Origin of the sequence: Streptomyces sp. NRRL S-350, from assembly GCF_000719705.1 — a bacterium.
In the GTDB taxonomy this organism is placed as follows: domain Bacteria; phylum Actinomycetota; class Actinomycetes; order Streptomycetales; family Streptomycetaceae; genus Kitasatospora.
This window is the reverse complement of sequence record NZ_JOHO01000002.1, coordinates 448,534-473,385: the sequence shown is the minus strand read 5'-3', so window position 1 is coordinate 473,385 and position 24,852 is coordinate 448,534. Positions and strand designations below refer to the sequence as shown.

Genomic DNA, 24,852 nt, shown 5'->3' with positions numbered 1-24,852 from the left:
TGTTCCGCCGGGCCGCCCGGCTGACTTCCGACGTCGGCGGATCGGTACGGATCCGGCCATTGTCGGGCGTTTTCGGCCAGACCTGTTAAAGCTCGGGGCAAATAATCGCATGCCGTCTTGCTGATGATGTGATCACATGTGTGGGCGCTGTGGCGCTGCTCGCCACAGGGGAGGGAAGGCCCGGTCGACCGATCGGGCCCAGTCATACAGGAGTTGCACCATCAACACCGCCATCCGCCGGGCCGCTCGCGGCGCGACGCCCGTCGTCGTCACCGCTTCCGTCCTCGCCACCGGTCTCACCGCCTGCGGCACCGTCGAACAGCTTTCGGCCGCCCAGAAGGTCTCCAAGGCCTTTCACAAGGTCGGTGACGGCAAGTCGGCCGGATTCAGGCTCTCCGTCGACGCCACCCCCGAGCAGATCGTCGCCTTCACGAAGGCCACCGGGGGCAAGGGCGCCGACCACGGCATGGACGAGAAGAGCGCCAAGGCGATGTCCGGGCTCGCGCTCTCCGTCGCGATCTCCGCCGACAAGCCGCTCAAGGACATCGAGGCCTTCAAGAGCGCCGCGGGCAACGGCGGCAGCAACGACCTGACGCTCGACAAGTCGGTGCGCGTCTCCTACGTGCTCTCCGACCGCAACGGCACCGCGCTGCTGGAGTACCGCCAGGTCGACGCCCAGGGCTACCTGCACGTCGACGCCAAGGGCCTGGTGAAGCTGACCGGCGAGGACCCGTCCCAGGTGGACGACGCCGCCCGCGGCCTGCCCGCCGACATGGGCGCGGTCAAGGACGTGCTGGCCGGCAAGTGGGTCGCGCTCGACCTCCAGGAACTCGCCGACGCGGCGAAGAAGAACCAGGGCGGCAAGGCCTCCCCGAGTGCCGCGCCGACCGCCGACCCGGAGGCCGCCAGGCAGTTGCTCAACTCGCTGAAGGACGTGCTCGGCCGCACCGTCACGTACGAGGACAAGGGCACGAAGGACGGCACCGAGCACATCTGGATGAGCGCCCCGGCCCGCCGCCTGGCAGACGAGGTGTTCAAGGCCGTCAAGCCGGTGGCGGACAAGTTCCCGCAGCAGTTCGAGAAGTTCCCGACCAAGGCGCCGAGCGACATCCCCGACCGCAACGTCGGCCTCGACCTCTACCTGAAGAACGGCTCGCTCTCCTCGGCCACCTTCGACCTCGCCCAGCTGCAGGAAAAGGTCGAGCCGGGCGTCAACTTCCCGGTGAAGCTCACCTTCGACCAGTCCGCCCCGGACGTCCAGGCCCCAGCCGGCGCGGCCAAGCTGACCAGCGACGACCTGATGAAGGCGGTACTCGGCCTCGCCGGCGGCCCCGGCGGCCCCGGCGGCCCCGGCGGCCGCGCCCCCGCGCACGGGGGCGGCGCCCAGCCGGGCGCGACCGCGGCGCCGCTGACCGACGCCCAGCTCAAGGAACTCGCCAGGCTCGGCGTGCCGGAGCAGCAGGCACGTTCCTTCAACGCGTTCGGCATGAGCTTCGAGGACATCAAGGAGCTGACGCAGGAGGGCTGAGCCCGTACCTCCCCGCCCGACTCCGACGCCACCGGCCGGCCGCCTCAGCGGTCGGCCGGTGGCGTTCGGTCGGCGCTCGGCCGGGTGCCGGGTCGGCTGTCGGCGCCGCTGTCGGGGCAATTGCCACGTCAGTTGCCACGTCAGTCGTCAGGTCTGGTGCGCGGTCGGCAGTCCGGGCAGGTGTCCGATGCGGGCGCACGCCGGCCGGTCGACAGTTCGACCCGGCCGGAGCGGAGGTGGCTGCGGTGGCCGTCGGCGAACTCCAGCCGCAGGCTGCGGTCGGCCGGGGCGTCCACCACGACGGCGCTCTCGACCGACGCGTAGGACGACTCGCGGTAGACCCGCACCTGGTCCCCGACATGGAACTCCGCCGTCTCCGAGATGATCACCGCCACCACCTCCCGCCCCGCCCGGGGCCCTCACACCAGGGTGTACGGACGAGGACCCCGGCCGACTCAGCGCGGCCCGGTCAGGCCGCGCCGGTCGGCCGGGCCCGGTCAGGCGGGCCCGTCAGGCGTGGGCGGCCGCGCACTCCGGGTGGCCCCAGCTGCCGCCCACCTTGGTGATCTTGTCGCCCTTGGCGTACGGGCGGCTGCACGGGCAGGTGCCCGGGAAGCGGGCGGCCAGGGTGCGGGAACCGCCCGAGGACGTGCGCTTCGCGGCGCCGCCGGTGGCGGCAGCGGCGGCGGACCGGGTGCTGCGCACCTTCGGGGTGGCGGCCGGGTCGGGCTCGGGCAGGTCCGCCGCGGTGCCCGCGGCGTCCTTCTGCGTACGGGCCGCGTCACTGGCGGCCTTGTCGGCGATGGCGTTCAGCGGGTCACCGTCGACCTGGTGGGCCGGTACGTAGACGAAGACGACGTCCCGCCCCTCCAGCAGCGCGTCGATCGCCTGGATCAACTCCTGGTTGGCGACCGGCTTCCCGGCCGCCGTCTTCCAGCCGTTTCGCTTCCAGCCCTTCAGCCACTTGGTCACCGAGTCGCGGGTGTAGGTGCTGTCCAGCCGCACCTCCAACGGCACCGCCGGGTCCGTTGCCGCCAACAGCCGCTGCAGCGCCGTCAGTTCGCCGACGTTGTTGGTGCTGTGCCCGAGCGCACCGGCCTGCCAGCGCTGGGGCACCCCGGCGGCGTCCGCCACCACGTAGGCCCAGCCCGCCGGACCGGGGTTGCCCTTGGCTGCTCCGTCACACGCTGCAATGACTCGTTCGACCATGCCCCCGATCATGCCTGGTCGGACGGCCGGGAGCCAAAGTCGGTCAGCCGACGCCGGTCGGCCGCCCAGGGGTGGCGGCAGCAACGGCAGGCGTGCCCGCAGCGGCGCGCCCCGGCCGGTGGTGTCGCAGTACCAGCCGCCCCGGGAGAGCCGCGCGTGCGGACGATCGGAGCCCGCTACGGTGCTTGCCGGGCGGAGGTTCGGAAGCACGGAGGGCGCGATGCAGGACGGACGGCGGCAGCGGCAGGGCTTCGACGTGCGGGTGATCGGGCGGGAGGAGTCGCCGCTGGTCGAGCGGGCGGGAGCGCCCCGGCAGGGGGACGAGGGCGGGCCGGAGGCGTGGCTGGTGTTCGACGCGTCGGTGGGGCGGGCGCTGGCGGACCTGGCGGTCGGGCAGGAGGTGTTGCTGCTGACCTGGCTCCACCAGGCGGACCGGGAGGTGTTGGCGGTGCATCCGCGCGGGGACCGTTCCCGGCCGGAGACCGGGGTGTTCGCCACCCGCTCGCCGGACCGGCCGAACCCCATCGGCCTGCACCGGGTCACCGTCCTCGCGGTGGACGGGCTGCGGTTGCGGGTCAGCGGACTGGAGGCGATCGACGGCACCCCGGTGCTGGACGTGAAGCCGGTCCTACCGGGAGTCGGCGAGCGGTAGCGGGCGGGCGGTGGCACGAGTGGGGGACGAGCGGTGGCACCGGCCGCGGTAACGGCGGTGCGGTGGGCAGGCGCACCGAAAGGCGCACCGAAGGGCGGCGTCAGGCCGCCCAGCGGAGCAGGGCGCCCAGGCCGCCGGGCGGGCCGGGGAGGGCGTCCGGGACGACGAGTGCCTCGGCGCCGGAGGCCGCGGCGGTGCGCAGCAGGGCGTCGGCGGCGGGGGCCTGGGCCGGGTGGGCGACGCCCATGCCGCGCAGGTCGGCCCGGTGGACGCCGATGTGGTCGGGTTCGGGGCCGGTCCACACCGGGCGTTCGGGGTCGTGGCCGCTCGGCTGGAGGAGCAGCGCGGCGAGTTGATGCTGCTGGGCGGCGCTCACGACGGCGGGGATGCCCTGGGCCGCCGGGCCGGCCGCGGTCCGGATGCCGGCGGCGTCGGTGCCCTGTCCGCCGGGGCGGCCGACGGCGGCGTGGTAGGCGTCCAGGACTTCGGCCAGGTGGCGGCCGCGGTGGTCGTCCCAGGCTTCGGCGAGGCGCCGGTCGAAGGCTTCGCCGGTGGCCCCGGCGCCCCGGGCTCCGCCGTCGAGTTCGACGGTGAGCGCTTGCAGCGGCCGGGGCAGCCGGTCGTGGACGGCCCGGCGTTCGCGGGCGTCGCCGGTGAGGACGAGCAGGCGGGCGTCGCTCTGCGGCCAGGCCCGGGCGAGGTGGTCGGCGATGACGGCGGCGGTGCGGTCCCAGGTGTCCTCGACCCGGTGCCGGTAGTGCCATTCGTAGCGGTCGGCGGGTGGGGCGCGGTGGCCCCGGCCCTGCCACTGCGGGGTGTCGACCGTGTCGATGCGGGCGCGGCGGCCGAGTTCGTGGCGTTCGAGCGTGGCGCCGGTGCGGTCGATGGCGGCGACGAGGCAGGTGGGCGCGTTGTCGTCGACCAGGCCGACCAGGGGGCCGGTGTGCGGCAGTGGGGCCCAGGTGGCGGTGACGTCGGGCGGGGAGACGGCGAGCGGGACGTCCAGGGCCACCTCTCCGTCCGCCGCGAACAGGGCCCGCCCGGGTGGTGAGCCGGAGGCCGGTTCGGCGGCCAGGTGGTCGCGGACGGCCCCGCAGGTGGCCTCGTCGGCGCCAGCTTCGGCCAGCCGGTGCACGGCGGCGCGGTCGATCAGGGCCCGGCGGCGGACGGCGTCCTCGGTGGTGTGGGAGGTGTCGAGGTAGACGGTGGCCCAGGGTCCGGGCCGGTCGAGCAGAGGCGTGAGGAACGCGAGGTCCATGGTGGCCTCCCGTGGTCGATGGGCTTGGCGGGGGCGGCTTGGCGAGGGTGGCTTGGCGCGGGGCGGTCGCCGGGAAGGCGCTTGGCGTGGGCGGCTCGCTCGGGGCGGGTACCCGGCCGGGCACCGCGGACACCGACGGCGCGCGGACGGGACGGGGCGGACCGGGGGGACGGGACGGGGAGGACCGGTTTCCGTCCGTGGCCCGGCTTGCGATCACCGGGCGGGCAGCCGCAGTTCGCACCAGACCGTCTTGCCCGGTCCGTCCGGGCGCCAGCCCCAGGCGCGGCTGAGCCGGATCACCAGGAACAGCCCGAGGCCCCCCGGTGCGCTCGACTCGTAAGGCATCCGGGGCACCGGCGGCCGGGGGCTGGTGTCGGTGACCTCGATGCGCAGCGCCTCCGTGTCCCGGACGAGCAGCAGGGCGCCGGGGCCGGCGGTGTGGCGCTGCGCGTTGCCGACGAGTTCGGAGACCAGCAAGACGGCGTCGGAGACCACGCCCCGGTCCGGCACGTCGGCCAGGAACCGGGCGGTGACGGCGCGCGCCTCGCCCGCCGCGCCGGGCCGGTCCGCCAGTGGCAGACGCAGTGTCTGCGGCACCCGCTGTCCGGCCCGTGCACCGACCCCAGCCCCGGCCCCGGCCATGTGATCATTCCTCCTCCGTCGCGTGCTGCACGGGTGGTGGGTCAGTGTCCGAACCGGTGGCGGATCCGGCCTCCCCACCCCGTCGGTGTCTCCCGGTCGGTCGGGCCTGCGGCCTGGTCCTCGTCTCGCGCGCCCGCCTCGTCGGAGAGCGGGGCGCCGGAGGAGAGCGGGGCACCGGACCGGGGTGCGTCGTACCCCCGGGCGTCGTACGCGCGCTCGCCGTAGGCCCGCTCGTCGTACGTCCGCTCGTCGTACGCGCGGTCCTCGTAAGCGCGGTCCTCGTAAGCGCGGTCGTCGTAGGCGCGATCGCCGGCGGTCCGCTGGCCGGGGGACGCGTCCGGGCGGCCCGGTGTGGCGCCCTCCGCCGGGGCGGCACGCCGTACGGGCTCCGCCGGTTCGACCGGCTCGGCCTCCCGGTGGCCGGCCCGGTGGCGGGCCGGACGCGCCGAACGCTCCGGCGCGGCCGCGCGCGAGAGCCGTGCCGACCGCCGGAACGGCCTCATCAGCGCGAGGCCGAGGCAGAAGAGCAGCGCGAGCGCCACCCCGGAGAGGAAGACGCCCAGACTGTTCAGCGTCACCAGGTCGTGGCCCAGGACCGTCGCCTGGTAGTCGGGTCCGCCGGAGAGGTTGTCCGCGATCAGCAGGCCGATGAAGGCACCGGACGCTGCCATCAGCAGTAGTCCTAGGAGCACCATTGGGAATCCCTTCCATCCCGTTCCAGGCCCCCCGACGGGTCGCGCCTACCCGGGCCCGGCGGACCGTAACGGCCCGTGGTGCTACTCGGTCTGGACGGCGATCAGGCAGGTGTCGTCGTCGGTGTCGGCGGGGCTGAGGTCGAGCAGCCGGTCCAGGTACTGCTCCAGGTCCGGGCCGGGGGCGCCGGCTGCGCGGAGCAGCTGGTCCATCGACTCCTCGACCGGGCGGTCCCGGCGTTCGACCAGCCCGTCGGTGTACAGCAGCAGGACGTCCCCGGGGGCGAGCCGGGCGGTGTGCTCCTCGTACCGGGCGTCGTCCAGGGCCCCCAGCAGCACGCCGTGCGGCAGCGGCAGCACGTGGGCGCCGTCCGGGCCGAGCCGGATCGGCGGCAGATGGCCGGCCCGGGCCCAGCACAGCTCGCCGCTGACGGGGTCGAGCAGCACGCAGACGGCGGTCGCGGTGACCTGCCCGGGCTCGCGCAGGGCGACGGTGTTGGCCCACCCCAGCAGTCGGGCCGGTCCGGCGCCGGTCACCGCGAGGCCGCGCAGGGCGTGCCGCAGCGCGACCATCCCGGTGGCGGCGCCGACGCCGTGCCCGGCCACGTCGCCGACCGCGAGCAGGATCCGCTTGTCGGGCAGCGGAAGCACGTCGTACCAGTCGCCGCCGACCCGGTCGCGCTGGGCGGCGGGGCGGTAGCGGACGGCGGCGTGCAGGCCGGTGACGCCGAGCGGGGGCGGCGCCGCCGGGAGGATGGCCTGCTGGAGCCGCAGCGCCAGTTGCGCGCGCTCGGCGGACTCCTGCTCGCTGTCGGCCAGGCGCTCCCGGGTGGCCCCGAGCGCGACCTCCGTCCAGTGCTGGACGGACACGTCGTGGTAGGCGCCGCGGATCGCGGTCAGCCGCCCGGCGCCGTCCACGACGGGCTCGGCGATCACCCGGGTGAAGCGGTGGGTACCGTCCGGCCGGTCCAGGCGGACGACCGCGGAGGCGGTGCGGTGGCGGTGCCGGACGCTGTCCAGCAGGCGCCGGATCGCGGGCCGGTCGTCCGGGTGGGCGTGCCACGCGAGCCGGTCCAGCGGCACCGGCGAAGCCTCCGGCGGCAGCCCGAAGAGCTCGCGCAGCCCGTCACCCCAGCGGATCAGGCCCTCGGCGGGGCGTTCCTCGAACCCGGCCACCCGGACGAGGCGCTGGGCCTGGCGCAGCAGGGCGGTGCGCTCGTCCTCCTCGGCGCGTTCGTCGTCCGGTTGCCAGCACACCAGCAGCCGGCCGCCGAGCGGGGCGACGGTGAGCAGCACGTCCGCCGGGGGTGTGACGGGTCCGGCGTCCCGCGGGTGCGAGACCGGCACCCGTTCCGCGGGCGACGGCGTGCCGGTCTCGTACGCGCGGGCCAGGCGGTCGAGCAGGCCGGCGGCGCAGGCCACCGGAAAGGTCTCCAGCAGTGAGGCGCCCTCCAGCGCGCCGCGGGGGCGGTCGAGCCGGTCCCGGAAGCGGTCGTTGACCCGCCGGATCGTGAAGTCGACGGCTCGGCCGTCCCGGACGACGGGGTCCAGGAGGAGGGCGGGGGTGAGCAGCCCCGCCAGGAGGCCTGCGGTCTCGTCGTCCGGCGGCGGGTCGGCCGACGGGTCCGGCCCTCGGCCCGCCACCGCGTCCGTCGCCCCGCCCGGGGGTGGGGCGAGCAGGGTCGTGCAGAGGTCGGCGAGCGCGTACAGCCCGCGGCGCTGGGGCGGGCCGAGTTGGGGGGCGGGTTCGGTCCAGATCAGTTCCAGCGCGCCGAGGCGCCGGCCCTGGTCGAGTAGCAGGAGGACGGCCCTGGCCGCGCCGGATCCGACGGAGGGGTCTTCCGTCCCGGGCTCGCCGGGCCACAGGTCCGCCCCGCCGACGACGACCCGCTGCGCCGGGGTGGGCACGCCGGGCGGCACCCGGGCCCAGGCGGCGGCCTCGTCGGCGGGCAGCCCGGCCTGCGCGGCGAGGGCGAGCGCACCGCCGGGCAGCCGCTGCCAGACGGCGACGGCCCGGGCGCCGAGGGCCGCGCCGGTCTGCTCCAGGACGGCTTCGACGGCCCGCTGCAGGTCGGGCACGGCGGCGAGTGCGGGCGAGACCGGCGCCCCGGCGTCGGAAGCCCGCGCCCGCCCCGCCCCGACCACCCCACTCCCCCCGAGGCCGTTCCCCCCGGACCCGTTCCCGACGGACCCGTTCCCGACGGACCTGCTCGCGCCGGGCTCGACCACGGAGGCTCCCGTGTCCGGTTCCGGCAGCCCCGCGACCTCCGCCGCCAGCGCCACCACGGGCACACCCGCCTCCCGGGCCAGCCGGGCCAGGTGCGCGGCGGCCTCGACGGGCCGCAGGCCGAGCCGCTCGGCGAGGATGCCGGTGGCGAGGTCGACGACGGCCCTGGCCCGGGCCTCGGCGTGCGCCCGGACGGCGGCGCCGGTCAGCCGTCGGACGGTCTCGGCGAGGGCCCGGGCCGTGCGGTCGGCGGGCTCCTGCGGGGCGGTCACGACGGCCCCGGCGTCCGGGGCACGGCCGTCCCGAGTCGGCGGCCGCCGGTCACGGCAGGCACCGCGGTCCCGGCCCACATAGGGGGAACGGCCCACACCGGGGGGACGGCCCGGAGCGCGGAAACAGCCCGGAGCGCGGGAACGCCCCAGCCCGTGGCACGGCCCAGGCCCCGGGCGCGGCCCACGCCGTGGTCACGGCCCGAACCGGCGCCGCACCGGCTGCGGGGTGCTCGTCCATCCGTCCACCGCCCGGGTCGCTCGGACCGCCGGGGCGCGCCGTCCGGGCACCCTCGGCTCCGCGGGCGGCAGGTCCGTCGCCCTGCTCCCACTGTGCCACCGCCGGCTCCGGCGCGGCAGGCGGGAGCCGTGCCGGGCGGCGCGGTCGGCCCGGCACGGACGCTCCGGCCCGCGCGGGCCGGCCCGGATCAGTCCGGCACGCTCTCGCGGATCGCGAAGGCGTCGGTGGCACCGGTGAGTTCGAGCATGCGCAGGACCAGCGGCCGGGGGCGGGCCAGTTCGATCCGGCTGCCGTCGGCCTCGGCCCGCGCCTTGGCCCGGAGCAGGGCGCTGAGCCCGGTCGAGTCGCAGAACTCCAGCCCGGCGCAGTCGATCACGATCACGGTCGCCGGGCCGGCGAGCGCCCGCTCGACGGCGGCCCGCAGGTCGGCGACCGAGTCCAGGTCCAGTTCGCCGAACAGGGCCAGTGCGGTGCCGAGCGCCCAGGGGCGGGCCTCGACGGTGAGCCCCTCGGTCCGGTCGGCGGGCGGAGCCCCGGGCGTCGGCGGGCGTTTCGTCATGGTGGCGGGTTCCTCTCGCTCCGGCCGGGGCCTCACGGCGGCGGGAACCCGGTGCCCCCCGCCCGTCGACGCCTTCGCGGGCACGGCTTTCCCGTACGGGCAACCGGAAACGCCCGTCGGGGGACGAAGTCGAGGGGAAGGGCCCGTCAGTCCCAGCCGAAGCCCTCGGGGCCGCCGGACCGCTCCCCGTGCCCGTCCGCGGGGGCGGGAACCCGCGGGGCCGGAACCTCCAGCCAGACCAGCTTCCCGCCGTCGTCGGGCTGGGATCCCCAGCCGCGGGCGAGCCGGTCCACCACCCTCAGGCCGTGCCCGCCCGGTCGGCCGGGGTCGGCGTACGGGCGCAGCCGTGGCGGGACGGGGCTGGCGTCGGCCACCTCGACCCGGAGCCGGGCGCCGTCCCAGCGCAGCCGTAGCTCGCGCGGGCCGCCGGGGGCGTGCAGGCAGGCGTTGGTGACCAGCTCGGAGACCATCAGCAGGACGTCCTCGACCACCGCCTGCCAGTCCGCGTCCAGGGCCGGGAGCCAGTGCCAGGACAGCAGGGCCTGGCGGCTGAAGTCGCGGCTGCGCTGCACCGCTCCGGCACTGCCCGCGAGCACGAGCCGTCTGGTCTGCTCCGCTCCGGGTGGCGCACCGCTCCCGGCACCGTCCACGGCCGCCCTCCTTCACTCCGGCTCGGTCGGGGCGGCGGGGCCGAGCGGGCCGGCGGGGCCCTCGGGTGCCGCCAGGGCCGAGGCGAGGTCGGGGTGGATGCGCAGCACGGTGTCCGCGCCGGTGATCGCCAGCAGTCGCAGCAGGGTGGCGCTGGGGCCCGCCAGGTCCAGCCGCAGCCCGGCGGCCTCCGTGTCCAGGTGGGCGCGGAGCAGGATGTTCAGCCCGGTCGAGTCGCAGAACCGCAGGTCGGCGAGGTCGACGACGAGCCGCCGGACGCCGCCCTCCAGCGGTCGGGCGAGCGCGGTGCGCAGCCCGTCCGCCGTGTCGTGGTCGAGTTCCCCGGACACGGTGACGACCCGCACCGGCCCGTCCTGGTCGAGCACGACGTCGTCGACCGCGACGTGCAGGGGGTCCGCCTCGCCCTCCGGCATGGGCTCGCAAGGTTCTTCGGATGGCCGTGGCATGGCTCGCTCCCGCTCCGCTCGGGACGGCGGGGCGCCGTCGTGACCATGATCGCGCGCCCCCGGCCGGGTCGCACGGACGGCCGTACCGGGGCCGACCCGCCCGGGTACGGCCGGAAGCACCGTGCACCGGTCGTCCATGCCCGACGTCTGCCCCGCCGCCGCGGATGGAATCCGCGGGCGCCGGAGTCGTTGCGGCCGATCCCGGCGGGGCGCCGCCGGCCCGGCGCCGCCACCACCCCGCGCGTCGGGACGCACCGGCCCGAGGGGGGCGGCGCCACCGTCGGGGCGGCCTGGCAGGATCTCTCGCCATGACATCCAGCCAGACGCCCGCGCCCGGCCCCCGGCACCGGCGCGGCCGGGAGGGGGCGGGCCGGAGGGCCCGCTGGACGACCGGGCGGGCCACGCCGCGCCCGGCCCGCCCTGGGCCGCCCCGTCCGGGATCACCCGCCCCGGGCTCGTCTCGCTCGGGAACGGCCGCCCGGGGCCGGACGGACGACGTGCCCTGGCCCCGGCGTCCGCTGCTGACGGCCCTGTGGATCCCGGCCGCCGCCCTCCTGCTGCCGCTCGGCGGAGCGCTCGGCGCCTTCGGGCCGTGGCTGCTGGTGCCCTCGCTCGTCGTGGTGCTCACCGGATTCGCCGGCCTGGTCTACGCCGTGCTCAGCCTCTGCCAGGCGCGTTGGCTGCGGCTGCTGGCCATGGCCCTGGTGCTCGCCCCGGTGATCGGCGTGCCGCTGCTGAGCATGAGGACCGCGCAGGCGACGGTGCTCGGCATGCGCGGGGTCATCCACCCGGGCACGGTCACCGGGGTACGGGTCAGCCACGGCAAGACGACGGCCTACCACTGCTCGGTGCGCTACGAGGACGCCCCGGGGCGCGGCGGGTCGCTGGACTGCGGCGTCTGGGACACCGTGGGCGAGCGGGTCAGCGTCACCGAGGATCCGGGCGGCCTGGTCGGCCCCGAGTTCACGGCGGCCGCCACCGGCGGTCGCTTCGACCTCGCCATGGTCGGTTTCTTCGACGCCGCTCTCGTCGTCGTCGCCACCTCTGCGGCCGGAATCGGGACCGCGCTCCACCTCGCCCGCACCCGCGCCGCCTGCCGCCCGCCCTGGCCGCCGACGCCCGGACAGCCGTCGCCGCCCGCCGAACCCCCACAGCCGCCCCCGCCGTCCCGGCCGCCGCGGCCGCCTAATCCGCTTGCCGGGTGAACCGGGTACGGACGATCCTCTGCTGATGGAACCTCTGGAACGGCCGGAACCCCCGGCACGCCCCCAAGCCGTCATCGTGCTGGACGGTCTGACCCTGCGCCGGTTCGCCGGGGAGGCGGACCTGCCCGAGCTATTCACCGTCATCGAGGAGTCGCAGGAGCACCTGCGGCCGTGGATGCCCTGGGTGGCCGAGCACAGCCGCGCCAAGACCGCCGAGTACCTGGCCGCCCGGGCGCAGTGCTGGGCGAACGGCCGGGACTTCGCCTTCGCGGTGGTGCTGGACGGTGCCATCGTCGGCGCCTGCGGGCTGTACCGGCGCGACGACGGCCCGGACGACGTCCTGGAGATCGGCTACTGGCTCCATCCCGCCGTCACCGGGCGCGGCCTGGCCACCCGGGCTGCCGCGGCGCTGGTCGACCAGGCCTTCCGGCTCCCCCGGGTGCGCCACGTCGAGATCGTCCACGACCCCGCCAACCGCGCCAGTGGCGCCGTCCCGGCCCGACTGGGCTTCACCGAGCACCTGCGCCGCCCCGCCGAGGCGCTGGCCCCGGCGGAGACGGGCGAGGAACTGGTGTGGCGGCTCACCCGTCCGCAGGGCGGCGTCGCGCGTCCGGTGCCACCCGTCGGGGGCCCCACCCGGCCACGCCGGTAACACGTTCTCCTCACGCGCGCGTCCGACCGGGTGGTCTGACGAGCGGTCACCTCGGGGGCCCCACCGCAGGGGAGGGACGGACCGATGTCCGGAGCCCTGCCCCACTCCCCCGGTCGACGCCGTGCGCCCCCGCGGTGCTCCGTGCGCTCGCCCCGACGGCGCAAGGGCCGGCGACACCCGGTCAGGAGGCTTGTACCGAAGGGTCCGTTTCCTCATACTTCCGCTCAGCGCCTGTCAGGGGCAGATCATCCGTCGTGCTTCCGGACAGCACCGATCGGAGTCCGCCCGCCGCCTGACCGCGCCTCACGGCCCCCGACCCCCAAGGGGCCTCTCACTCCCAGGAGGAGATCGGTGAGGACCAAGCGCAGGACCCCCCGCACCGGCACCACCCGACGCCGCACCCGCCTGCTCGCCGTCGCCCTCGGCCTGCTGACCGCCACCGCGGTCGGCGTGCCCGGCGCCGCGGCCGCCCCCGCCCACACCGCCGAACCCGAACAGCTCGCGGCCATCAGCGACGCCGTCCTGAAGGCCGAGGTCAACGGCACCGCCTGGTACGTCGACGAGGCCGCCGGACGCGTCGTGGTGACCGCCGACAGCACCGTCTCCCCGGCCGGACTCGCCAAGATCATGCGGACCGCCGGCACCGGCGCGGCCACCCTCACCGTCCACCGCGTCCCCGGGGTGTTCACCCCGCTGCTCGCCGCCGGCGACGCCATCTACGGCGGCAAGTACCGCTGCTCGCTCGGCTTCAACGTGGTGGGCGGCTCGACCCACTACTTCCTCACCGCCGGGCACTGCGGCAACGTCGCCCCCGACTGGTACACGGACGCCGCCCACGGCACCCGGATCGGCCCCACCGTCAGCTCCACCTTCCCCGGCCACGACTACGCGCTGGTCCGCTACGACAACAGCGCCCTGGCCCACCCCGGCGGCTTCACCTCCGCCCCGAACGCCGTCGTCGGCGAGTCCGTCAAGCGCACCGGCTCCACCAGCGGCACGCACGGCGGCCAGGTCACCGGGCTCAACGCCACGGTGCGCTACACCGACGGCGGCACCGTGCGCGGTCTGATCCAGACCAACGTCTGCGCCGAGCCCGGCGACTCCGGCGGCCCTCTCTACGACGGCACCAAGGCGCTCGGCCTCACCTCCGGCGGCAGCGGCGACTGCACCTCGGGCGGGACGACGTTCTTCCAGCCGGTGAACGCGGCGCTCGCCGCGTACGGGGTGAGCGTCTACTGAGCCGTGAACCCCGAGCTGCCGGGCTCGACCGCCGAGCCCGACCGCTGAGCCCCGGCTCCTGAGCCCGGTCTTCCGAGCCCCGGGCCCTGGAACCGTCGGACCGCCGGCCCCGCTGCGCGAAGCAGCGGGGCCGGCGGCCGTCCCGGCGCCCCGGCGTCCCGGAGCCGGGCCGGCGTCAGCCCGCGTACACGTCCTCGACGTACCGCCCGGCCTCGATCAGCCCCTGCAGCCAGGCCTGGGCCCGCTGCTCGTCGGCCCCGGGCGTTCGCTGCCGGTACAGCTCCCGGAACGCGGCGCGCACGCCCGGCGCCATCCGCGCGCCGTCGCCGCACACGTACACCTCGGCGCCCGCCGCGAGCAGGTCCCAGACCTCCGCCCCCTCGGCCGCGAGGCGGTCCTGCACGAAGCGCCGCCCGTCCTGCGGACGCTCGCTGAAGGCGGGCCGCATCGAGACCGCGCCGGCCCGGTCGGCCTCCTCCAGTTCGGCCCGGTGCAGGTAGTCCGCCTCCGGGTCGTCGCAGCCGAAGTAGAGCAGCGCCGGGGCCGGTTCGGCGCCCTGCGCGAGCAGTGCGCGGCGGTCGGCGACGGCGCCGCGGAAGGGCGCGACGCCGGTACCGGCCGCGATCATGACCACCGGGGTGCGGTGCCCGATCCGGAACGCCTCCCGGCAGGGCTGGACCCGGGCCAGGACGGTGTCTCCGACGGCCAGCCGGGCCAGGTGGCCGGAGCCGGTGCCCCGGAACGTGCCGCGGCCGGAGCGGGCCGGGGCGCTGAGCACGGAGACCATCAGGTCCACCTCGCCCGACCCGCCGGTGGGCGAGGAGGAGATGGAGTAGTGCCGGGGGCGGATCGGCGGCAGCAGCTCCAGCAGCACCGGCCAGCTCAGGGCGCCCCGCAGGGCCGGGTGGTCCTCGATCAGCTCCAGCAGGGTGCGCGGGTCGTCCTCGGGGAGCGCGCGCAGCGCCGCCTGCTCGGGCGGGCAGGGGTTGTGCGCGGCCAGCACGGCCCGCTGGCCGGCGCTGGGGCGGTCCTGCAACTCGACGTGGTGGGTGAGCAGTTCCCTGACGGTCAGCGGGCGGTCGACGGCCAGGCCGGAGCGCCGGTGGGACACGATGTCGAGCACCGTCTCCGGATCGGCGCCGAGCAGCCCGGCCGCCCGCTCGACCAGGGCCGGGTCGTTGGCCGGGAGGACGGTGAGGTGGTCGGCCGTCCGGTAGCCGGTGCCCTCGGGCAGGGCGAGGCGGACCAGGCGCTTCACCCGGGGGTACCCCGGGGCGGTCAGGCTGCCGACGGCGGTGACGGTCAGCGCGGTCATGCCGTGCCGGGCGGCCAGCGCGTCCAGCGGGCCGCCGACCACCTCGGTCACCGTGTACGCGGCCTCCGGCTGCGTCGCGGCCGGGGCGTCGGCGTCCCCGTACCGCTCCAGCAGGGCGGTGCGCAGCGCCTCGGTGAACTGCCCCACGGTGCCGGACAGGTCGCCGGAGGCGTCGGCCTCGGCGCGGGCGATCAGCCGGGTGCCGCCGAGGGCGGCGAGCCGGTCGTCGATCAGGGCGGGGATGCGCTGGTAGGTGGCGGCGTAGGTGCGGTCGCCGACGCCGAGGACGGCGTACTCGACGCCGTCCGCCGAGCCGGCTGCGGCGCCCTGCCCCGCGTCCGCCTCCTGCAGTCGGCGGACGAACTGCGCGGCGTCGTCCGTGGGTTGGCCGTTGTACGAGGCGGCGGTGATCACCACCGGCCGGTCGGTGGGCAGCCCGTCCGCGTACGCGTCCAGCGGGGCGGTCACGGTGTCGCAGCCCAGGTCGGCGGCGGCCTCCGCGAGCCGGCGGCTGAACTCGCGGCAGGCGCCGTAGTTGGAGCCGTGCAGGAGCAGCAGGCCGGTGCCCTGGCGGACCCGGCCGGGCCGTCGGGCGCCGGTGCCGGCCGGTGCGTCCGAGGCGGCCGCGGGCCCGACGGACACGGGCACGGGGGTGCGCCGGGCGAGGGTGAGGGTGAACTCGTCGGGCTTGATGGTGAGCGTCTGCCTGATGGTCAGCCGGTAGTCGGCGTGGTCGATCAGGCGGTAGCGGTGGACCAGCATGCCGAGCAGCATGACGGCCTCGTGCAGCGCGAACTGCCGTCCGATGCAGGCGCGTTCGCCGGTGCCGAAGGGCTTGAAGGCGTGCGGGGAGCGGGCCGCCTCGGGTTCGGCGTCGAACCGGGCGGGGTCGAACAGCTCGGGGTTGTCGCCCCACGCGGGGTCGCGGTGCAGCACCGGGGTCGCCACGAGGACCGTCTCTCCGGCGCGCACCGGGATCCGGCCGCCGAGCAGGGTGTCCTCCCGCGCCTCGCGGCTGAAGGCGGGCGCGGTCGGCCACAGCCGCAGGGCCTCGTTGAGCACCTGCCGGGTGTACCGCAGCCGTCCGACGTCCTCGTACGAGGGCTCCGGGTCGGGCTGGTCGCCCCAGAGCGCGTCCACCTCCCGCTGGACCTCCCGCAGCACGGCTGGGTGCTTGACCAGGTAGTACATCGCGAAGGAGAGCGCGCCCGAGGTGGTCTCGTGGCCGGCGATCAGGAACGTGATCACCTGGTTGCGGATGTTCTCGGCGTCCAGCCGGGTGCCGTCGCTGGGGCGCTGGGCGCCGAGCATCAGGCCGAGCAGGTCCTCGGCCGGTCCCTGGGCGTCCTCGCCGGCCCGGGCGGCGATCACCTCGTCGACCACGCCGGCCAGGTAGTCGGCGTCGGCCCGGAAGGCCGCGTCGCGCTCGCCGTGGTCGAGCTCCGGGTCGCGGATGAGCTTGGTCATCGCCCACTCCAGGCAGCGGACCATCGCCTCCACGAACGGGTGCGGCTCGTCCCGTTCGAAGGAGCCGAAGTCGAAGCCGAAGCCGGCCAGCCCGATGGTGTCCAGGGTCATCCGGGTCATGTCGCCGGGCACGTCCACCGGCAGCCCGGCGGCCGACCGGCGGTCCCAGGAGCCGATCAGCCGACGGGCCACCCGAAGCATCACCGGGTGGTAGGTGCGCATCGAGCCGAGCGCGAAGGCGGGCATCAGGATGTCGTGCGCCCGGGCCCAGTTGGGCTCCTCGTTGTAGGCGGTGAACAGGCCGTCGCCGGTGAACCGGCGGACGTTCTCCAGCGCCGGGCCGACGGACTTGGTGAAGCGGGTCTCGTCGGCCAGCTCCTCCACCAGTTCCAGGCTGCTGACGATCAGGGTGTCCCGGCCGTGCAACCGCTGGACGAAGGCCGGACCGTGCTCTCTGGCCAGCTCCATGGTCCGCAGCACCGGGGCGGCGACCGGCGGCGCCGCCGAGATGTCCGCCAGGGGGAGCGTCAGGGCCCCGGTCACGGCCCCGGCCCGGGTCTCGGTGGCGGCGCCGATCTCGGCCCCGGCCCCCGCGCCGGTCTCGTCCTCGGCCCTGGTGTCGGTCCCGGTCCCGGTCTCGGTCATGGTCTCGGTCATGCGTTGGTCCCTCCCGCGGCGGAAAACTCGGCTTGCTCCACTCTGAGCCCACCGGGCGGGAGGCCCGACCCTGATCACTACATGATTGTGTAGTACCCGGGGCGGCCGCGGACTTGCCCACGAACCGTCAGCACTGGTGCGCGCGGCCGCCACGGGAAGGAGGACCCGAGATGCGACCGACCGTGGGCTGCGGCCCGGTGCCGGAGAACGGGCAGGACGCCGCGGTGATCTGGCGCAACCGGGCGCTGCGGCTGCTGGACCACGTGCCGCTGCCCATCGCGGTGGTCGAGTTCGGCGGCCGGGTGCTGATCGTCAACCGGGCGATGGCGGCCGAGTTCGGCATGCTGCCGGGGCAGTTGCGCGACCGCAGGATCCTGGAGTTCTTCACCCTCCAGGACACCGACACCTTGCAGGCGCTCGCCGAGGCCGTCCGGATGCACCGCCGCTCGCAGTACCCGGCCCGGGTCCGCTGGACGTCCGCGGCCGGCCGTGAGCGGTGCGGCGAGATGACCGTCGACCTGGTCAGCGACGCCCCGGAGCAGACCCCGAACCTGCTGCTCTCGCTGCGGGCCGTGGAGCCCGGGGACGAGCCGCCGGGCCCGCGGGCCGAGGTCAGCCCGGTCGAGGGGCGGATCCTCGCCGCGGCGGCCCGGGGTGCCACCACCGCGCAGATCGCCCGGGAGATCGGCCTCACCCCCGACGGGGTCAACTACCACCTCGCCCGGCTCTCCCGGCGCTGGCGGGTGCCCAACCGCACCGCCCTGGTCGCCCGCGCCTACGCCACCGGCGTGCTGGCCGCCGACACCTGGCCCCCGGTGCCGGCCGGCCGCTGACGCCCTCGTGCCTGCGGGCGTCAGCGGGGCGCAGCGCGGCGCCGCCCACGGGTCGGACCGGTCCGCCGGCCCAGCAGGCTGCGGCTGACGCAACGCGGCACCGGGCGGTGCGCGTGGTCGCGCGCACCGGCTCCGACGCCGGGACGGGGCGATCGACCAGCGCACGGGCCTGAGGTGGGTACGGTCGGTGCCGCCGTGCCCGGCGTGGTGACGGTCCGGGAGCGGCGGGTGCCGCCGGGGGCGGGCTCAGCCGCCGGTGCGCGCTCAGCCGCCAGGGGGCGGGCTCAGCCGTCCGTGCGCCGGACCGCTTCGATGAAGCCCCTGGTGGTGGGGCCCGGCAGCGGTCGGCCGTACGCCTCGCCGACCATGTCCAGGGCGGTGAGCTCGGTGGTCCAGCCGTGCCGGTCGAGCCAGGTGTGGGTCTCGGGGCCGAGGCCGCCGCGCCACAGCTCGGTGACGTGGGCGAGCGAGGGGTCGTTCGGGGTGGCGGCCACGTCCCCGCCCTGCTCCAGCAGCAGACGGCTGCCCGGGGCGGCCAGGCCGGCGACGGCCGTGAGCAGTGCGGCCGCCTCCTCCGCCGTGAGGTAGACCAGCAGCCCCTCCGCCAGCCAGACCGAGCGCCGCGACGGGTCGAACCCGGCCTCGACCAGGCGGCCGGGCCACTGCGGGTCCGACAGGTCGCCGGGCAGGGTGGTGCGCCCGCTCCTCGGTTCGGCACCGATCCCGTCGAGGACCCGGTCCTTGAAGGCCAGCACCGGGGCCAGGTCGAGTTCGAACACCCGGGTGCCGGCCGGCCAGTCCAGCCGGTAGGCGCGGGTGTCGAGGCCCGCCGCGAGCAGCACGACCTGGTCGGCGCCGGCCGCGAGGAGGCGGTCGTCGTAGAAGCGGGTGCGCAGGATGCCGTGCGCGACCAGGGCCTTGGCGAGGCTGCTGCGGGGGCCGTCGCCGGGCGCCGGCACGTCGGCGGCCGTGACGAACGCGGCGGCGTACGGGTCGACGAAGAGCGGATCGGGACGGGCGCTCTCGTAGGCCCGCACCCGGGCGACGGACACGGCGGTGCGGGACACGGGGCTCAGCGGATCGGAAGTCGTCACGACCGGCAATCTACGCCCCCCCCGCCTGCGGGCCGTCCGGCCGCCCCGACGGCTCGTCGCACGGCGCGGGCTGGCGCCGCCCCCCAACAGCCGAATTGCACAAGTGCGTTACAAGGCAGCCGGGTTGCTCCCGCAGGCGGCCGCGGCCTGGCATCATCCCCGCTGGGCACCGGGGAGGTGCCGGGAACGTGACCGACGGGGGTGCGATGAACGCGCGGATCGAGGACGCAAGGCCGCCCCGCAGGCTCCGGCGGGCTGCCGGGCGGGTCGCCCGCTGGCTGGCCTGCCTCCTGCTCCTGGTCGCGGGGGCGGCCACCGCCGCCCTCGGCTTCAGCTGGTTCGTCGACGCCTACCACGAGTCCGGCGCCTATCTCACCGCCCCGTCGTGCGGCACGGCGGAGGCCGTGCCCGGCGCGGACTGCCTGCGGCATGAGGCCGGCAAGGTGCGGGCGGGGCGGGTCGACAACAGCGGCGACTCCCCCAGCTACGAGCTGACGGTGTCCCGCGAGTCGGCGCCCTCCGGCACGTACACCGTCGGCAAGGCCTTCTACGACGACGTGGAGATCGGCACGGACGTGGAACTGGCGGTCTGGCGGGGCCGGGTGGTCGTGGTGTCGTACCACGGCCACCGCGCGGACAACCCGAGCACGTACTGGCTGACCTCCCTCAAGGTGGCCCTCCTGGTCGGCCTGGGATCGGCCCTGACCGCGTACGGGGTGACCCTGCCGCGCGGGGGCGCGGTGGGCTCCCCCGCCATGGGCGCCGCCTTCGTCGTCGTCTTCGCGTTCTTCGGCTCCCTCCTCTTCCTGTCGACGCAGTGGCCGTTCGCCGTCACGCTGGGCGTTCCCGTCCTCGCCTGGGTGCTCATGACCGCCGCCGTCACGGCCATCGCCTGGGACGGCTGACGCCTGTGCACGGGCGCCCGCCGGCGGGCCGTCCCTCCCGCCGGACGGCGGTGCCTTCCGCCTCCTCCCGCGGGTGGCCGGTCCGGTGGCGGAGGAGACTTGTCCCGTCCCGCGACCACGCGGGGTACGACGCCGCCGCCCGCCCCGGGCCGCGGCACCGCCGGGGCGGCCCCGCACGGGAGGCCGCGCCAGGCGGCGGCCGCGCTTCGCGGAGGCCGCGCGCTCTGGAGGCAGCTGGAGGCAGCACATGACCGATGCCGTCGTCGTGGGCTCCGGGCCCAACGGCCTGGCCGCGGCGGTCACCCTCGCCCGGCACGGCCTCGCGGTCACCGTGCTGGAGGCCGCCGCGGAACCCGGCGGCGGCGCCCGCAGCGGCGAGGCCACCCTGCCGGGCCTCCTGCACGACCACTGCTCGGCGGTGCACCCCTTCGGCGTGGCCTCGCCGCTGCTGCGCTCCCCGGACCTCGCCCGGCACGGTCTGGCGTGGGCATGGCCGGAGGTGGACCTCGCCCATCCGCTGGACGGCGGGGACGCGGCCGTCGCGGTGCGCTCGGTCCGGGAGAGCGCCCGCGCCCTCGGGCCGGACGCCGACGCCTGGCTGCGGGTGTTCGCCGGGCCGAGCGGGCACTTCGACGCCCTGGCGGCGGACGCGCTGCGCCCGCTCCTGCGGGTGCCCCGGCACCCGCTGCGGCTCGCCCGTTTCGGCTTCGACGCCGTCCGGCCCGCCACGCTGCTCGCCCGCCGCTGGCGCACCGACCGGGCCCGGGCCCTGTTCGCCGGGGCGGCCGCGCACGCCTTCCAGCCGCTGGAACGACCGCTCACCTCGGCCGTCGGCCTGCTGCTGCTCGCCGCCGCGCACCACCGCGGCTGGCCGGTCGCCCGGGGCGGCTCCGGCCGGATCACGGACGCCCTCGCGGCGCGGCTCGCCGAACTCGGCGGCCGTGTCGAGACGGGGCGCGCGGTGCGCTCGCTGGCCGAGCTCCGGCCGTGCCCGCTGGTCCTGCTGGACGTCGCCCCCGGCGCGGCGGCGGACCTCTGCGGCGAGGACCTGCCGCCGCGGGTGCGGCGCGCCTACCGGCGCTGGCGGTACGGTCCGGCGGCGTTCCGGATCGACTTCGCCGTCCAGGGCGGCGTGCCCTGGCGTCACGAGGACTGCCGCCGGGCGGGCACCGTCCACGTCGGGGGCACCCTGGAGGAGATCGCCCACGCGGAACGGGAGACCGCCCGGGGCCGGATGCCCGAACGCCCCTTCGTGCTGGTGGCCCAGCAGTACCTCGCCGATCCCGGCCGCTCGCGCGGCGACGTCCACCCCGTGTACGCCTACGCGCACGTGCCGCACGGCTACGACGGGGACGCCTCCGGGCCGGTCCTCGGCCAGCTCGAACGCTTCGCACCCGGCTTCCGGGAGCGGGTGCTCGCCACCGCCACCGTCCCGACGCCCGACCTGCCGCGCCGCAACGCCAACCTCGTCGGCGGCGACATCGGCACCGGTGCCAACACCCCGCTCCAGACCGTCCTGCGCCCGCGCGCCGCCCTCGACCCGTACGCCACCGGCATCCCCGGTGTCTACCTCTGCTCGGCGGCCACCCCGCCCGGCGCCGGCGTCCACGGCCTTTGCGGTCTGCACGCCGCCCGCTCGGCGCTGCGCCACCTGGGGATCGCGCCGGTCGACTGACCGGGCCGCCCGGCCCCGCCGGCCGGTCCAGGCCGGGAGGTCAGTGCGGTGAGCCGACCTCGTGGCCGGCCGCCCGGAGCGCGGCTTCGGCCTGCGGGAGCCGTTCCACCGGCACCAGCACCACGTCGGCGTGGAAGGCGGAGGCCACGAAGACCGGGATGCCGACCGCCGCCAGCGGCACGAGCAGCGCGGCGAGCATGCCCGGCACGTCGACGGCGTGGGCGGTGTCGCCGCCGTACAGCGCGGCCCACTGCTCCGGGGCCGTCTCCTCCCCCGGCCCGAGCGGACGGACCACGGTGAGCCCCTCCGGCGCCCGGACCACGGCGAGCCAGTCGCCGCCCGGCACCCGGGCCGCATCACCCGCCAGGTGCTCGACGGCGAACCGGCCGGGGAGCAGCCGCAGTCGCTGGGCGGCGGGGAAGGCTGTCATCGGGCCAGCGTAGGGCCGCCCCCGCCGGCGATCAAGGTGCGGCCCGGCGGCGGGGCCCAATCAGACCGGCGGGTGCGGGCGGGTCAGGCCGCGGTCGTAGGCGAAGATCACCGCCTGGACGCGGTCCCGGGCGCCGACCTTCGCCAGCACCCGGCTGACGTGCGTCTTGACGGTCGACTCCGCGAGCACCAGCCGCTGGGCGATCTCGCCGTTGCTCCAGCCGTGGGCGATCGCGAGCAGGATCTCCCGCTCGCGTTCGGTCAGGGCGTCCAGCCGAGCGTCGGCGGCCGGCGCCGCGCCCGGCGGGCGGAGGGGCAGGCGGTGGGCGTACGCGTCGAGGAGGCGCCGGGTGACGGCGGGGGCCACCACGGCGTCACCCTCGGCGACCGAGCGGATCCCGGACAGCAGTTCCTCGGGGCGGGCGTCCTTGAGCAGGAAGCCGCTGGCCCCGGCGCGCAGCGCGGCGTGGGCGTACTCGTCGAGGTCGAAGGTGGTCAGGACGAGGACGCGGGAGCGGCCGCCGCTCGCGGCGATCTGCCGGGTGGCCTCGATGCCGTCCATGCCGGGCATCCGGATGTCCATCAGGACGACGTCGGGCCGCAGGTCGGCGGTGAGCCGGACCGCCTCGCCGCCGTGCGCCGCCTCGCCGACGACCTCGGTGTCGGGCTGGCTCTCCAGCAGCATGCGGAAGCCGTAGCGCTGCAGTGGCTGGTCGTCCACGATGAGGACGGTGGTCACGTCGGGCCGCCTGTCGGTTCGGGGGTGAGGTCGAGTACCGCCTCCACGGTCCATCCTGCACCGGGGCCGGGGCCCGCCGTGACGGAGCCGCCGAACAGCGCCGCGCGCTCGCGGATCCCGGCGAGGCCGTGCCCCTCCCCGGCCGGCTGCGCGGGCGTACCGGCGCCGACGGGCGGGCCGCTGTCCTGGACGCGCACCCGCAGCCGGTCGACGTCGGCGCTCACGGTGACGTGGGCGCGGGTGTCGGGGCCGGCGTGCTTCAGGGCGTTGGTCAGCGACTCCTGGACGATGCGGTAGGCCATCAGCTGCACGCCGCGGTCCAGCCGGTCGAGGTCGCCGGAGGCCGTGTACACCACCTGGGGCCCGGCGGCGCGGATCCGGGTGCACAGGCCGTCCAGGTCGGCGACGCCGGGCTGCGGGGTGAGCTCGGCGTCCTCGTTGACCCGGTCGCGCAGCACGCCGAGCATGCGGCGCAGCTCGCCGAGCGCCTGGCGGCTCGTCTCGCCGATCAGCAGCAGGGCCTCCCGGCCGCGCTCGGGCGAGGTCTGCGCCGCGTACGCGCCGCCGTCGGCGAGGGTGACGATGACGGACAGGTTGTGGCCGATGATGTCGTGCATCTCGCGGGCCACCCGGGTGCGCTCGGTGACGGCGGCCAGCCGGCTGCGCTGGTCCCGCTCGATCTCCAGCCGCGCCGCGCGTTCGCGCAGCCCGGCGAGCTGGGCGCGGCGGATGCGCACCGCGATGCCCAGGGCGACGGCCGCCGTGGCCGCGCTGAAGAGGAAGAACAGCGCGTCGCCGACCGGCAGCCCGCCGCCGGAGACCGCCACCGCGACCAGGGAGACGGCGCCGGCCATGGCCGCGCAGGACCAGGCCAGGTGCCGCAGCCGACCGTTCAGCGCGAGGCTGTAGAGGGCCACCAGCAGGGCGGCGTCGGCGCGCAGCCCGACGCCCAGCGACCACTGCAGCACGAAGACGGCCATGATCGCGGCGAAGGCCGCCGTGGGCCGGCGCCGCCGCCACAGCAGCGGGATCAGCAGCCCGGCCTGCAGGGCCAGGGTGGGCACGAGAGGCAGCCGGGCGAGGACGATCCGGTGCTCGCGCGGCCCGCCGTCGCCGTGTCCGGGGACGAGGTCGGGCAGGCAGAACACCAGGAAGGCGGCGGCGACCACGGCGGCGTCGAACAGCCAGGGGTGGTCGCGGTCCGCCTGCCGCACCCGCTGGCCGATCCGGGCCAGGCGCGCGAACAGCGGATGGCCGGACAGGGTCTCGGCTCCCGTGAACGGGCCGGTGGAGGCGTGGTCGCTCACCGGTGGCACCTCCTGGGTCGGCCGGGCTGGTCGCGGTCGTGGCTGCGGCGCCGGGCTGCCCCGGCGCCGCACTCCGAGTGTCTCAGGCGTCGGTGCGCACCAGTCGTACGGCGGCACCGGCCAGGGCGAGCACCGTCCAGCCGAGGAAGACGGCCAGACCGGCCGTCGGCGAGAGCGTCGTCGCGTCGTGGTGCAGGGCGAACATCGCCTCCCCCGCGTGGCTGGGCAGGTAGGGGCTGATGTGGCCCTGCCAGGAGCTGGGCAGCAGTGCCGTCAGCCCGGGGATCAGCATCAGCGAGGCCACCAGGACGGCGATGCCGCCGGCCACCGAGCGCAGCAGCGCGCCCAGCGCGACGCCGACCACCCCGACCAGGGCCAGGTACAGCCCGCCGCCGAGCAGGCCGCGAATCACCCCGGCGTCCGAGAGGGTCATCGCCGCGCGGGTGTCGGAGAGGATCCGGCTGTCGGCGAGGAACGTGGCGAACACCCCGGCGGTGCCGAGCACCAGCGCGATCAGCCCGAACACCGCGGCCTTGGACCAGAGCACCGGCAGGCGGCGCGGGACGGCGGCCAGCGTGGACCGGATCATGCCGGTCGAGTACTCGCCGGCGGCGACCAGGACACCGAGGACACCGAGCGCCAGCTGGGCGAAGTTGGTGCCGAACAGGGACAGGCTCAGCGCGCTCGACTCCGCGAAGTCGCGGTCCATCGGGCGGCCCTCGCTGATCCGGGACCTGAACTGGAACGCGGCGATCAGTCCGAAGGCCACCAGGAAGAGCAGGGCCAGGCCCAGGGTGATCCAGGTGGAGCGCAGCGACCACAGCTTGGCCCATTCGGAGCGCAGCACCCGGGCCGCCGTGACCTTGTAGGCGGGGCGGGCGGGCCGGGGTCCGGCGGACGTGGACGTCGGGCTCGGTGCGATGGTGCTCATGCGTCCACCTCG

The 24,852-nt window shown here is 76.4% G+C and carries 23 protein-coding genes; 8 read left to right on the top strand and 15 right to left on the bottom strand.

Annotated elements, in window-relative coordinates; translation table 11 throughout:
- Positions 1 to 136: 136 nt before the first annotated feature.
- The gene (locus tag IF30_RS0103485; protein ID WP_030231707.1) at positions 137 to 1,528 is read left to right on the top strand and encodes a hypothetical protein; all 1,392 of its coding nucleotides are present in this window, start codon (positions 137 to 139) and stop codon (positions 1,526 to 1,528) included.
- Between the two features lie 140 nt (positions 1,529 to 1,668).
- Here IF30_RS0103485 and IF30_RS0103480 read toward each other — a convergent pair whose 3' ends face one another.
- The gene (locus IF30_RS0103480) at positions 1,669 to 1,917 is read right to left on the bottom strand and encodes a hypothetical protein (protein WP_158834716.1); all 249 of its coding nucleotides are present in this window, start codon (positions 1,915 to 1,917) and stop codon (positions 1,669 to 1,671) included.
- A gap of 121 nt (positions 1,918 to 2,038) precedes the next feature.
- Positions 2,039 to 2,737: a ribonuclease H family protein gene (locus tag IF30_RS0103475; RefSeq protein ID WP_030231701.1), complete on the bottom strand. Its 699-nt coding sequence runs from the start codon at positions 2,735 to 2,737 to the stop codon at positions 2,039 to 2,041.
- A 220-nt stretch (positions 2,738 to 2,957) separates the two neighbouring features.
- On the opposite strand from IF30_RS0103475, the gene tsaA reads away from it, so the two are divergent.
- Positions 2,958 to 3,389, top strand: coding sequence for a tRNA (N6-threonylcarbamoyladenosine(37)-N6)-methyltransferase TrmO (gene tsaA, locus IF30_RS0103470; RefSeq protein WP_107054305.1), 432 nt, complete (start codon positions 2,958 to 2,960; stop codon positions 3,387 to 3,389).
- Between the two features lie 100 nt (positions 3,390 to 3,489).
- Here the strand turns inward: tsaA and IF30_RS0103465 are convergent, their stop codons facing one another.
- From IF30_RS0103465 to IF30_RS0103435, 7 genes are all read right to left on the bottom strand, one after another.
- On the bottom strand, positions 3,490 to 4,647 hold the full coding sequence (locus IF30_RS0103465) for a hypothetical protein (RefSeq protein WP_030231696.1): 1,158 nt from the start codon (positions 4,645 to 4,647) through the stop codon (positions 3,490 to 3,492).
- Positions 4,648 to 4,860: 213 nt separating this feature from the next.
- Positions 4,861 to 5,244 (bottom strand): ATP-binding protein, encoded by a 384-nt coding sequence (locus IF30_RS47495; protein WP_158834713.1) that lies wholly within the window; start codon positions 5,242 to 5,244, stop codon positions 4,861 to 4,863.
- Between the two features lie 86 nt (positions 5,245 to 5,330).
- Positions 5,331 to 5,960 (bottom strand): hypothetical protein, encoded by a 630-nt coding sequence (locus IF30_RS48540; RefSeq protein WP_199807806.1) that lies wholly within the window; start codon positions 5,958 to 5,960, stop codon positions 5,331 to 5,333.
- Between the two features lie 105 nt (positions 5,961 to 6,065).
- Positions 6,066 to 8,480, bottom strand: coding sequence for a SpoIIE family protein phosphatase (locus IF30_RS0103450; RefSeq protein WP_030231690.1), 2,415 nt, complete (start codon positions 8,478 to 8,480; stop codon positions 6,066 to 6,068).
- A 425-nt stretch (positions 8,481 to 8,905) separates the two neighbouring features.
- The gene (locus tag IF30_RS0103445; RefSeq protein ID WP_051709117.1) at positions 8,906 to 9,277 is read right to left on the bottom strand and encodes an STAS domain-containing protein; all 372 of its coding nucleotides are present in this window, start codon (positions 9,275 to 9,277) and stop codon (positions 8,906 to 8,908) included.
- Positions 9,278 to 9,423: 146 nt separating this feature from the next.
- Positions 9,424 to 9,927, bottom strand: a complete 504-nt coding sequence (locus IF30_RS0103440; RefSeq protein ID WP_051709116.1) for an ATP-binding protein — start codon at positions 9,925 to 9,927, stop codon at positions 9,424 to 9,426.
- Between the two features lie 12 nt (positions 9,928 to 9,939).
- Positions 9,940 to 10,359: an STAS domain-containing protein gene (locus IF30_RS0103435; RefSeq protein WP_051709114.1), complete on the bottom strand. Its 420-nt coding sequence runs from the start codon at positions 10,357 to 10,359 to the stop codon at positions 9,940 to 9,942.
- A 530-nt stretch (positions 10,360 to 10,889) separates the two neighbouring features.
- Here IF30_RS0103435 and IF30_RS0103430 point away from each other — a divergent pair.
- The 3 genes from IF30_RS0103430 to IF30_RS0103420 all read left to right on the top strand — a co-directional run bounded on the left by IF30_RS0103430 (position 10,890) and on the right by IF30_RS0103420 (position 13,488).
- Positions 10,890 to 11,597, top strand: a complete 708-nt coding sequence (locus IF30_RS0103430) for a hypothetical protein (RefSeq protein ID WP_030231681.1) — start codon at positions 10,890 to 10,892, stop codon at positions 11,595 to 11,597.
- A 25-nt stretch (positions 11,598 to 11,622) separates the two neighbouring features.
- Complete coding sequence (locus IF30_RS0103425) at positions 11,623 to 12,249, top strand: GNAT family N-acetyltransferase (protein ID WP_030231677.1); 627 nt, start codon at positions 11,623 to 11,625, stop codon at positions 12,247 to 12,249.
- Between the two features lie 351 nt (positions 12,250 to 12,600).
- Positions 12,601 to 13,488 carry a S1 family peptidase gene (locus IF30_RS0103420; RefSeq protein WP_030231674.1) on the top strand — a complete coding sequence of 296 codons (888 nt, stop codon included), beginning with the start codon at positions 12,601 to 12,603 and terminating at the stop codon, positions 13,486 to 13,488.
- 175 nt (positions 13,489 to 13,663) lie between these two features.
- On the opposite strand, the gene IF30_RS0103415 is transcribed toward IF30_RS0103420, so the two are convergent.
- The gene (locus IF30_RS0103415) at positions 13,664 to 16,927 is read right to left on the bottom strand and encodes a bifunctional cytochrome P450/NADPH--P450 reductase (protein ID WP_234322564.1); all 3,264 of its coding nucleotides are present in this window, start codon (positions 16,925 to 16,927) and stop codon (positions 13,664 to 13,666) included.
- 170 nt (positions 16,928 to 17,097) lie between these two features.
- Here IF30_RS0103415 and IF30_RS0103410 point away from each other — a divergent pair, with 170 nt between their 5' ends.
- A complete protein-coding gene (locus tag IF30_RS0103410) occupies positions 17,098 to 17,760 on the top strand; it encodes a LuxR C-terminal-related transcriptional regulator (RefSeq protein ID WP_051709112.1) in 663 nt (220 codons plus the stop codon).
- Between the two features lie 284 nt (positions 17,761 to 18,044).
- Here IF30_RS0103410 and IF30_RS0103405 read toward each other — a convergent pair whose 3' ends face one another.
- Positions 18,045 to 18,854 (bottom strand): SAM-dependent methyltransferase, encoded by an 810-nt coding sequence (locus IF30_RS0103405; protein ID WP_030231665.1) that lies wholly within the window; start codon positions 18,852 to 18,854, stop codon positions 18,045 to 18,047.
- 188 nt (positions 18,855 to 19,042) lie between these two features.
- Here IF30_RS0103405 and IF30_RS0103400 point away from each other — a divergent pair, with 188 nt between their 5' ends.
- The gene (locus IF30_RS0103400) at positions 19,043 to 19,759 is read left to right on the top strand and encodes a hypothetical protein (protein ID WP_030231662.1); all 717 of its coding nucleotides are present in this window, start codon (positions 19,043 to 19,045) and stop codon (positions 19,757 to 19,759) included.
- A gap of 247 nt (positions 19,760 to 20,006) precedes the next feature.
- Complete coding sequence (locus IF30_RS0103395; protein ID WP_030231659.1) at positions 20,007 to 21,434, top strand: phytoene desaturase family protein; 1,428 nt, start codon at positions 20,007 to 20,009, stop codon at positions 21,432 to 21,434.
- A 40-nt stretch (positions 21,435 to 21,474) separates the two neighbouring features.
- On the opposite strand, the gene IF30_RS0103390 is transcribed toward IF30_RS0103395, so the two are convergent.
- The 4 genes from IF30_RS0103390 to IF30_RS0103375 all read right to left on the bottom strand — a co-directional run bounded on the left by IF30_RS0103390 (position 21,475) and on the right by IF30_RS0103375 (position 24,840).
- Entirely contained in the window at positions 21,475 to 21,864 is a 390-nt protein-coding gene (locus IF30_RS0103390; RefSeq protein WP_030231657.1) for an ACT domain-containing protein, read from the bottom strand.
- 60 nt (positions 21,865 to 21,924) lie between these two features.
- Positions 21,925 to 22,602 (bottom strand): response regulator, encoded by a 678-nt coding sequence (locus tag IF30_RS0103385; RefSeq protein ID WP_030231656.1) that lies wholly within the window; start codon positions 22,600 to 22,602, stop codon positions 21,925 to 21,927.
- Positions 22,599 to 23,909 carry a sensor histidine kinase gene (locus IF30_RS0103380; RefSeq protein ID WP_199807805.1) on the bottom strand — a complete coding sequence of 437 codons (1,311 nt, stop codon included), beginning with the start codon at positions 23,907 to 23,909 and terminating at the stop codon, positions 22,599 to 22,601. The genes IF30_RS0103385 and IF30_RS0103380 overlap by 4 nt, the downstream gene beginning before the upstream one ends.
- An 82-nt stretch (positions 23,910 to 23,991) precedes the next feature.
- On the bottom strand, positions 23,992 to 24,840 hold the full coding sequence (locus tag IF30_RS0103375) for an ABC transporter permease (RefSeq protein ID WP_030231652.1): 849 nt from the start codon (positions 24,838 to 24,840) through the stop codon (positions 23,992 to 23,994).
- Positions 24,841 to 24,852 lie beyond the last annotated feature (12 nt).

Bases quoted from the DNA above. Each gene is read 5' to 3' on its own strand.
- IF30_RS48540 (WP_199807806.1), bottom strand. From the start codon at position 5,960: ATGGCAGCGTCCGGTGCCTTCATCGGCCTGCTGATCGCGGACAACCTC.
- IF30_RS0103485 (WP_030231707.1), top strand. From the start codon at position 137: ATGTGTGGGCGCTGTGGCGCTGCTCGCCACAGGGGAGGGAAGGCCCGG.
- IF30_RS0103465 (WP_030231696.1), bottom strand. From the start codon at position 4,647: ATGGACCTCGCGTTCCTCACGCCTCTGCTCGACCGGCCCGGACCCTGG.
- IF30_RS0103390 (WP_030231657.1), bottom strand. From the start codon at position 21,864: ATGACAGCCTTCCCCGCCGCCCAGCGACTGCGGCTGCTCCCCGGCCGG.
- IF30_RS0103475 (WP_030231701.1), bottom strand. From the start codon at position 2,737: ATGGTCGAACGAGTCATTGCAGCGTGTGACGGAGCAGCCAAGGGCAAC.
- IF30_RS0103425 (WP_030231677.1), top strand. From the start codon at position 11,623: ATGGAACCTCTGGAACGGCCGGAACCCCCGGCACGCCCCCAAGCCGTC.
- IF30_RS0103375 (WP_030231652.1), bottom strand. From the start codon at position 24,840: ATGAGCACCATCGCACCGAGCCCGACGTCCACGTCCGCCGGACCCCGG.
- IF30_RS0103435 (WP_051709114.1), bottom strand. From the start codon at position 10,359: ATGCCGGAGGGCGAGGCGGACCCCCTGCACGTCGCGGTCGACGACGTC.
- IF30_RS0103395 (WP_030231659.1), top strand. From the start codon at position 20,007: ATGACCGATGCCGTCGTCGTGGGCTCCGGGCCCAACGGCCTGGCCGCG.
- IF30_RS0103410 (WP_051709112.1), top strand. From the start codon at position 17,098: ATGCGACCGACCGTGGGCTGCGGCCCGGTGCCGGAGAACGGGCAGGAC.
- IF30_RS0103415 (WP_234322564.1), bottom strand. From the start codon at position 16,927: ATGACCGAGACCATGACCGAGACCGGGACCGGGACCGACACCAGGGCC.
- IF30_RS0103445 (WP_051709117.1), bottom strand. From the start codon at position 9,277: ATGACGAAACGCCCGCCGACGCCCGGGGCTCCGCCCGCCGACCGGACC.
- tsaA (WP_107054305.1), top strand. From the start codon at position 2,958: ATGCAGGACGGACGGCGGCAGCGGCAGGGCTTCGACGTGCGGGTGATC.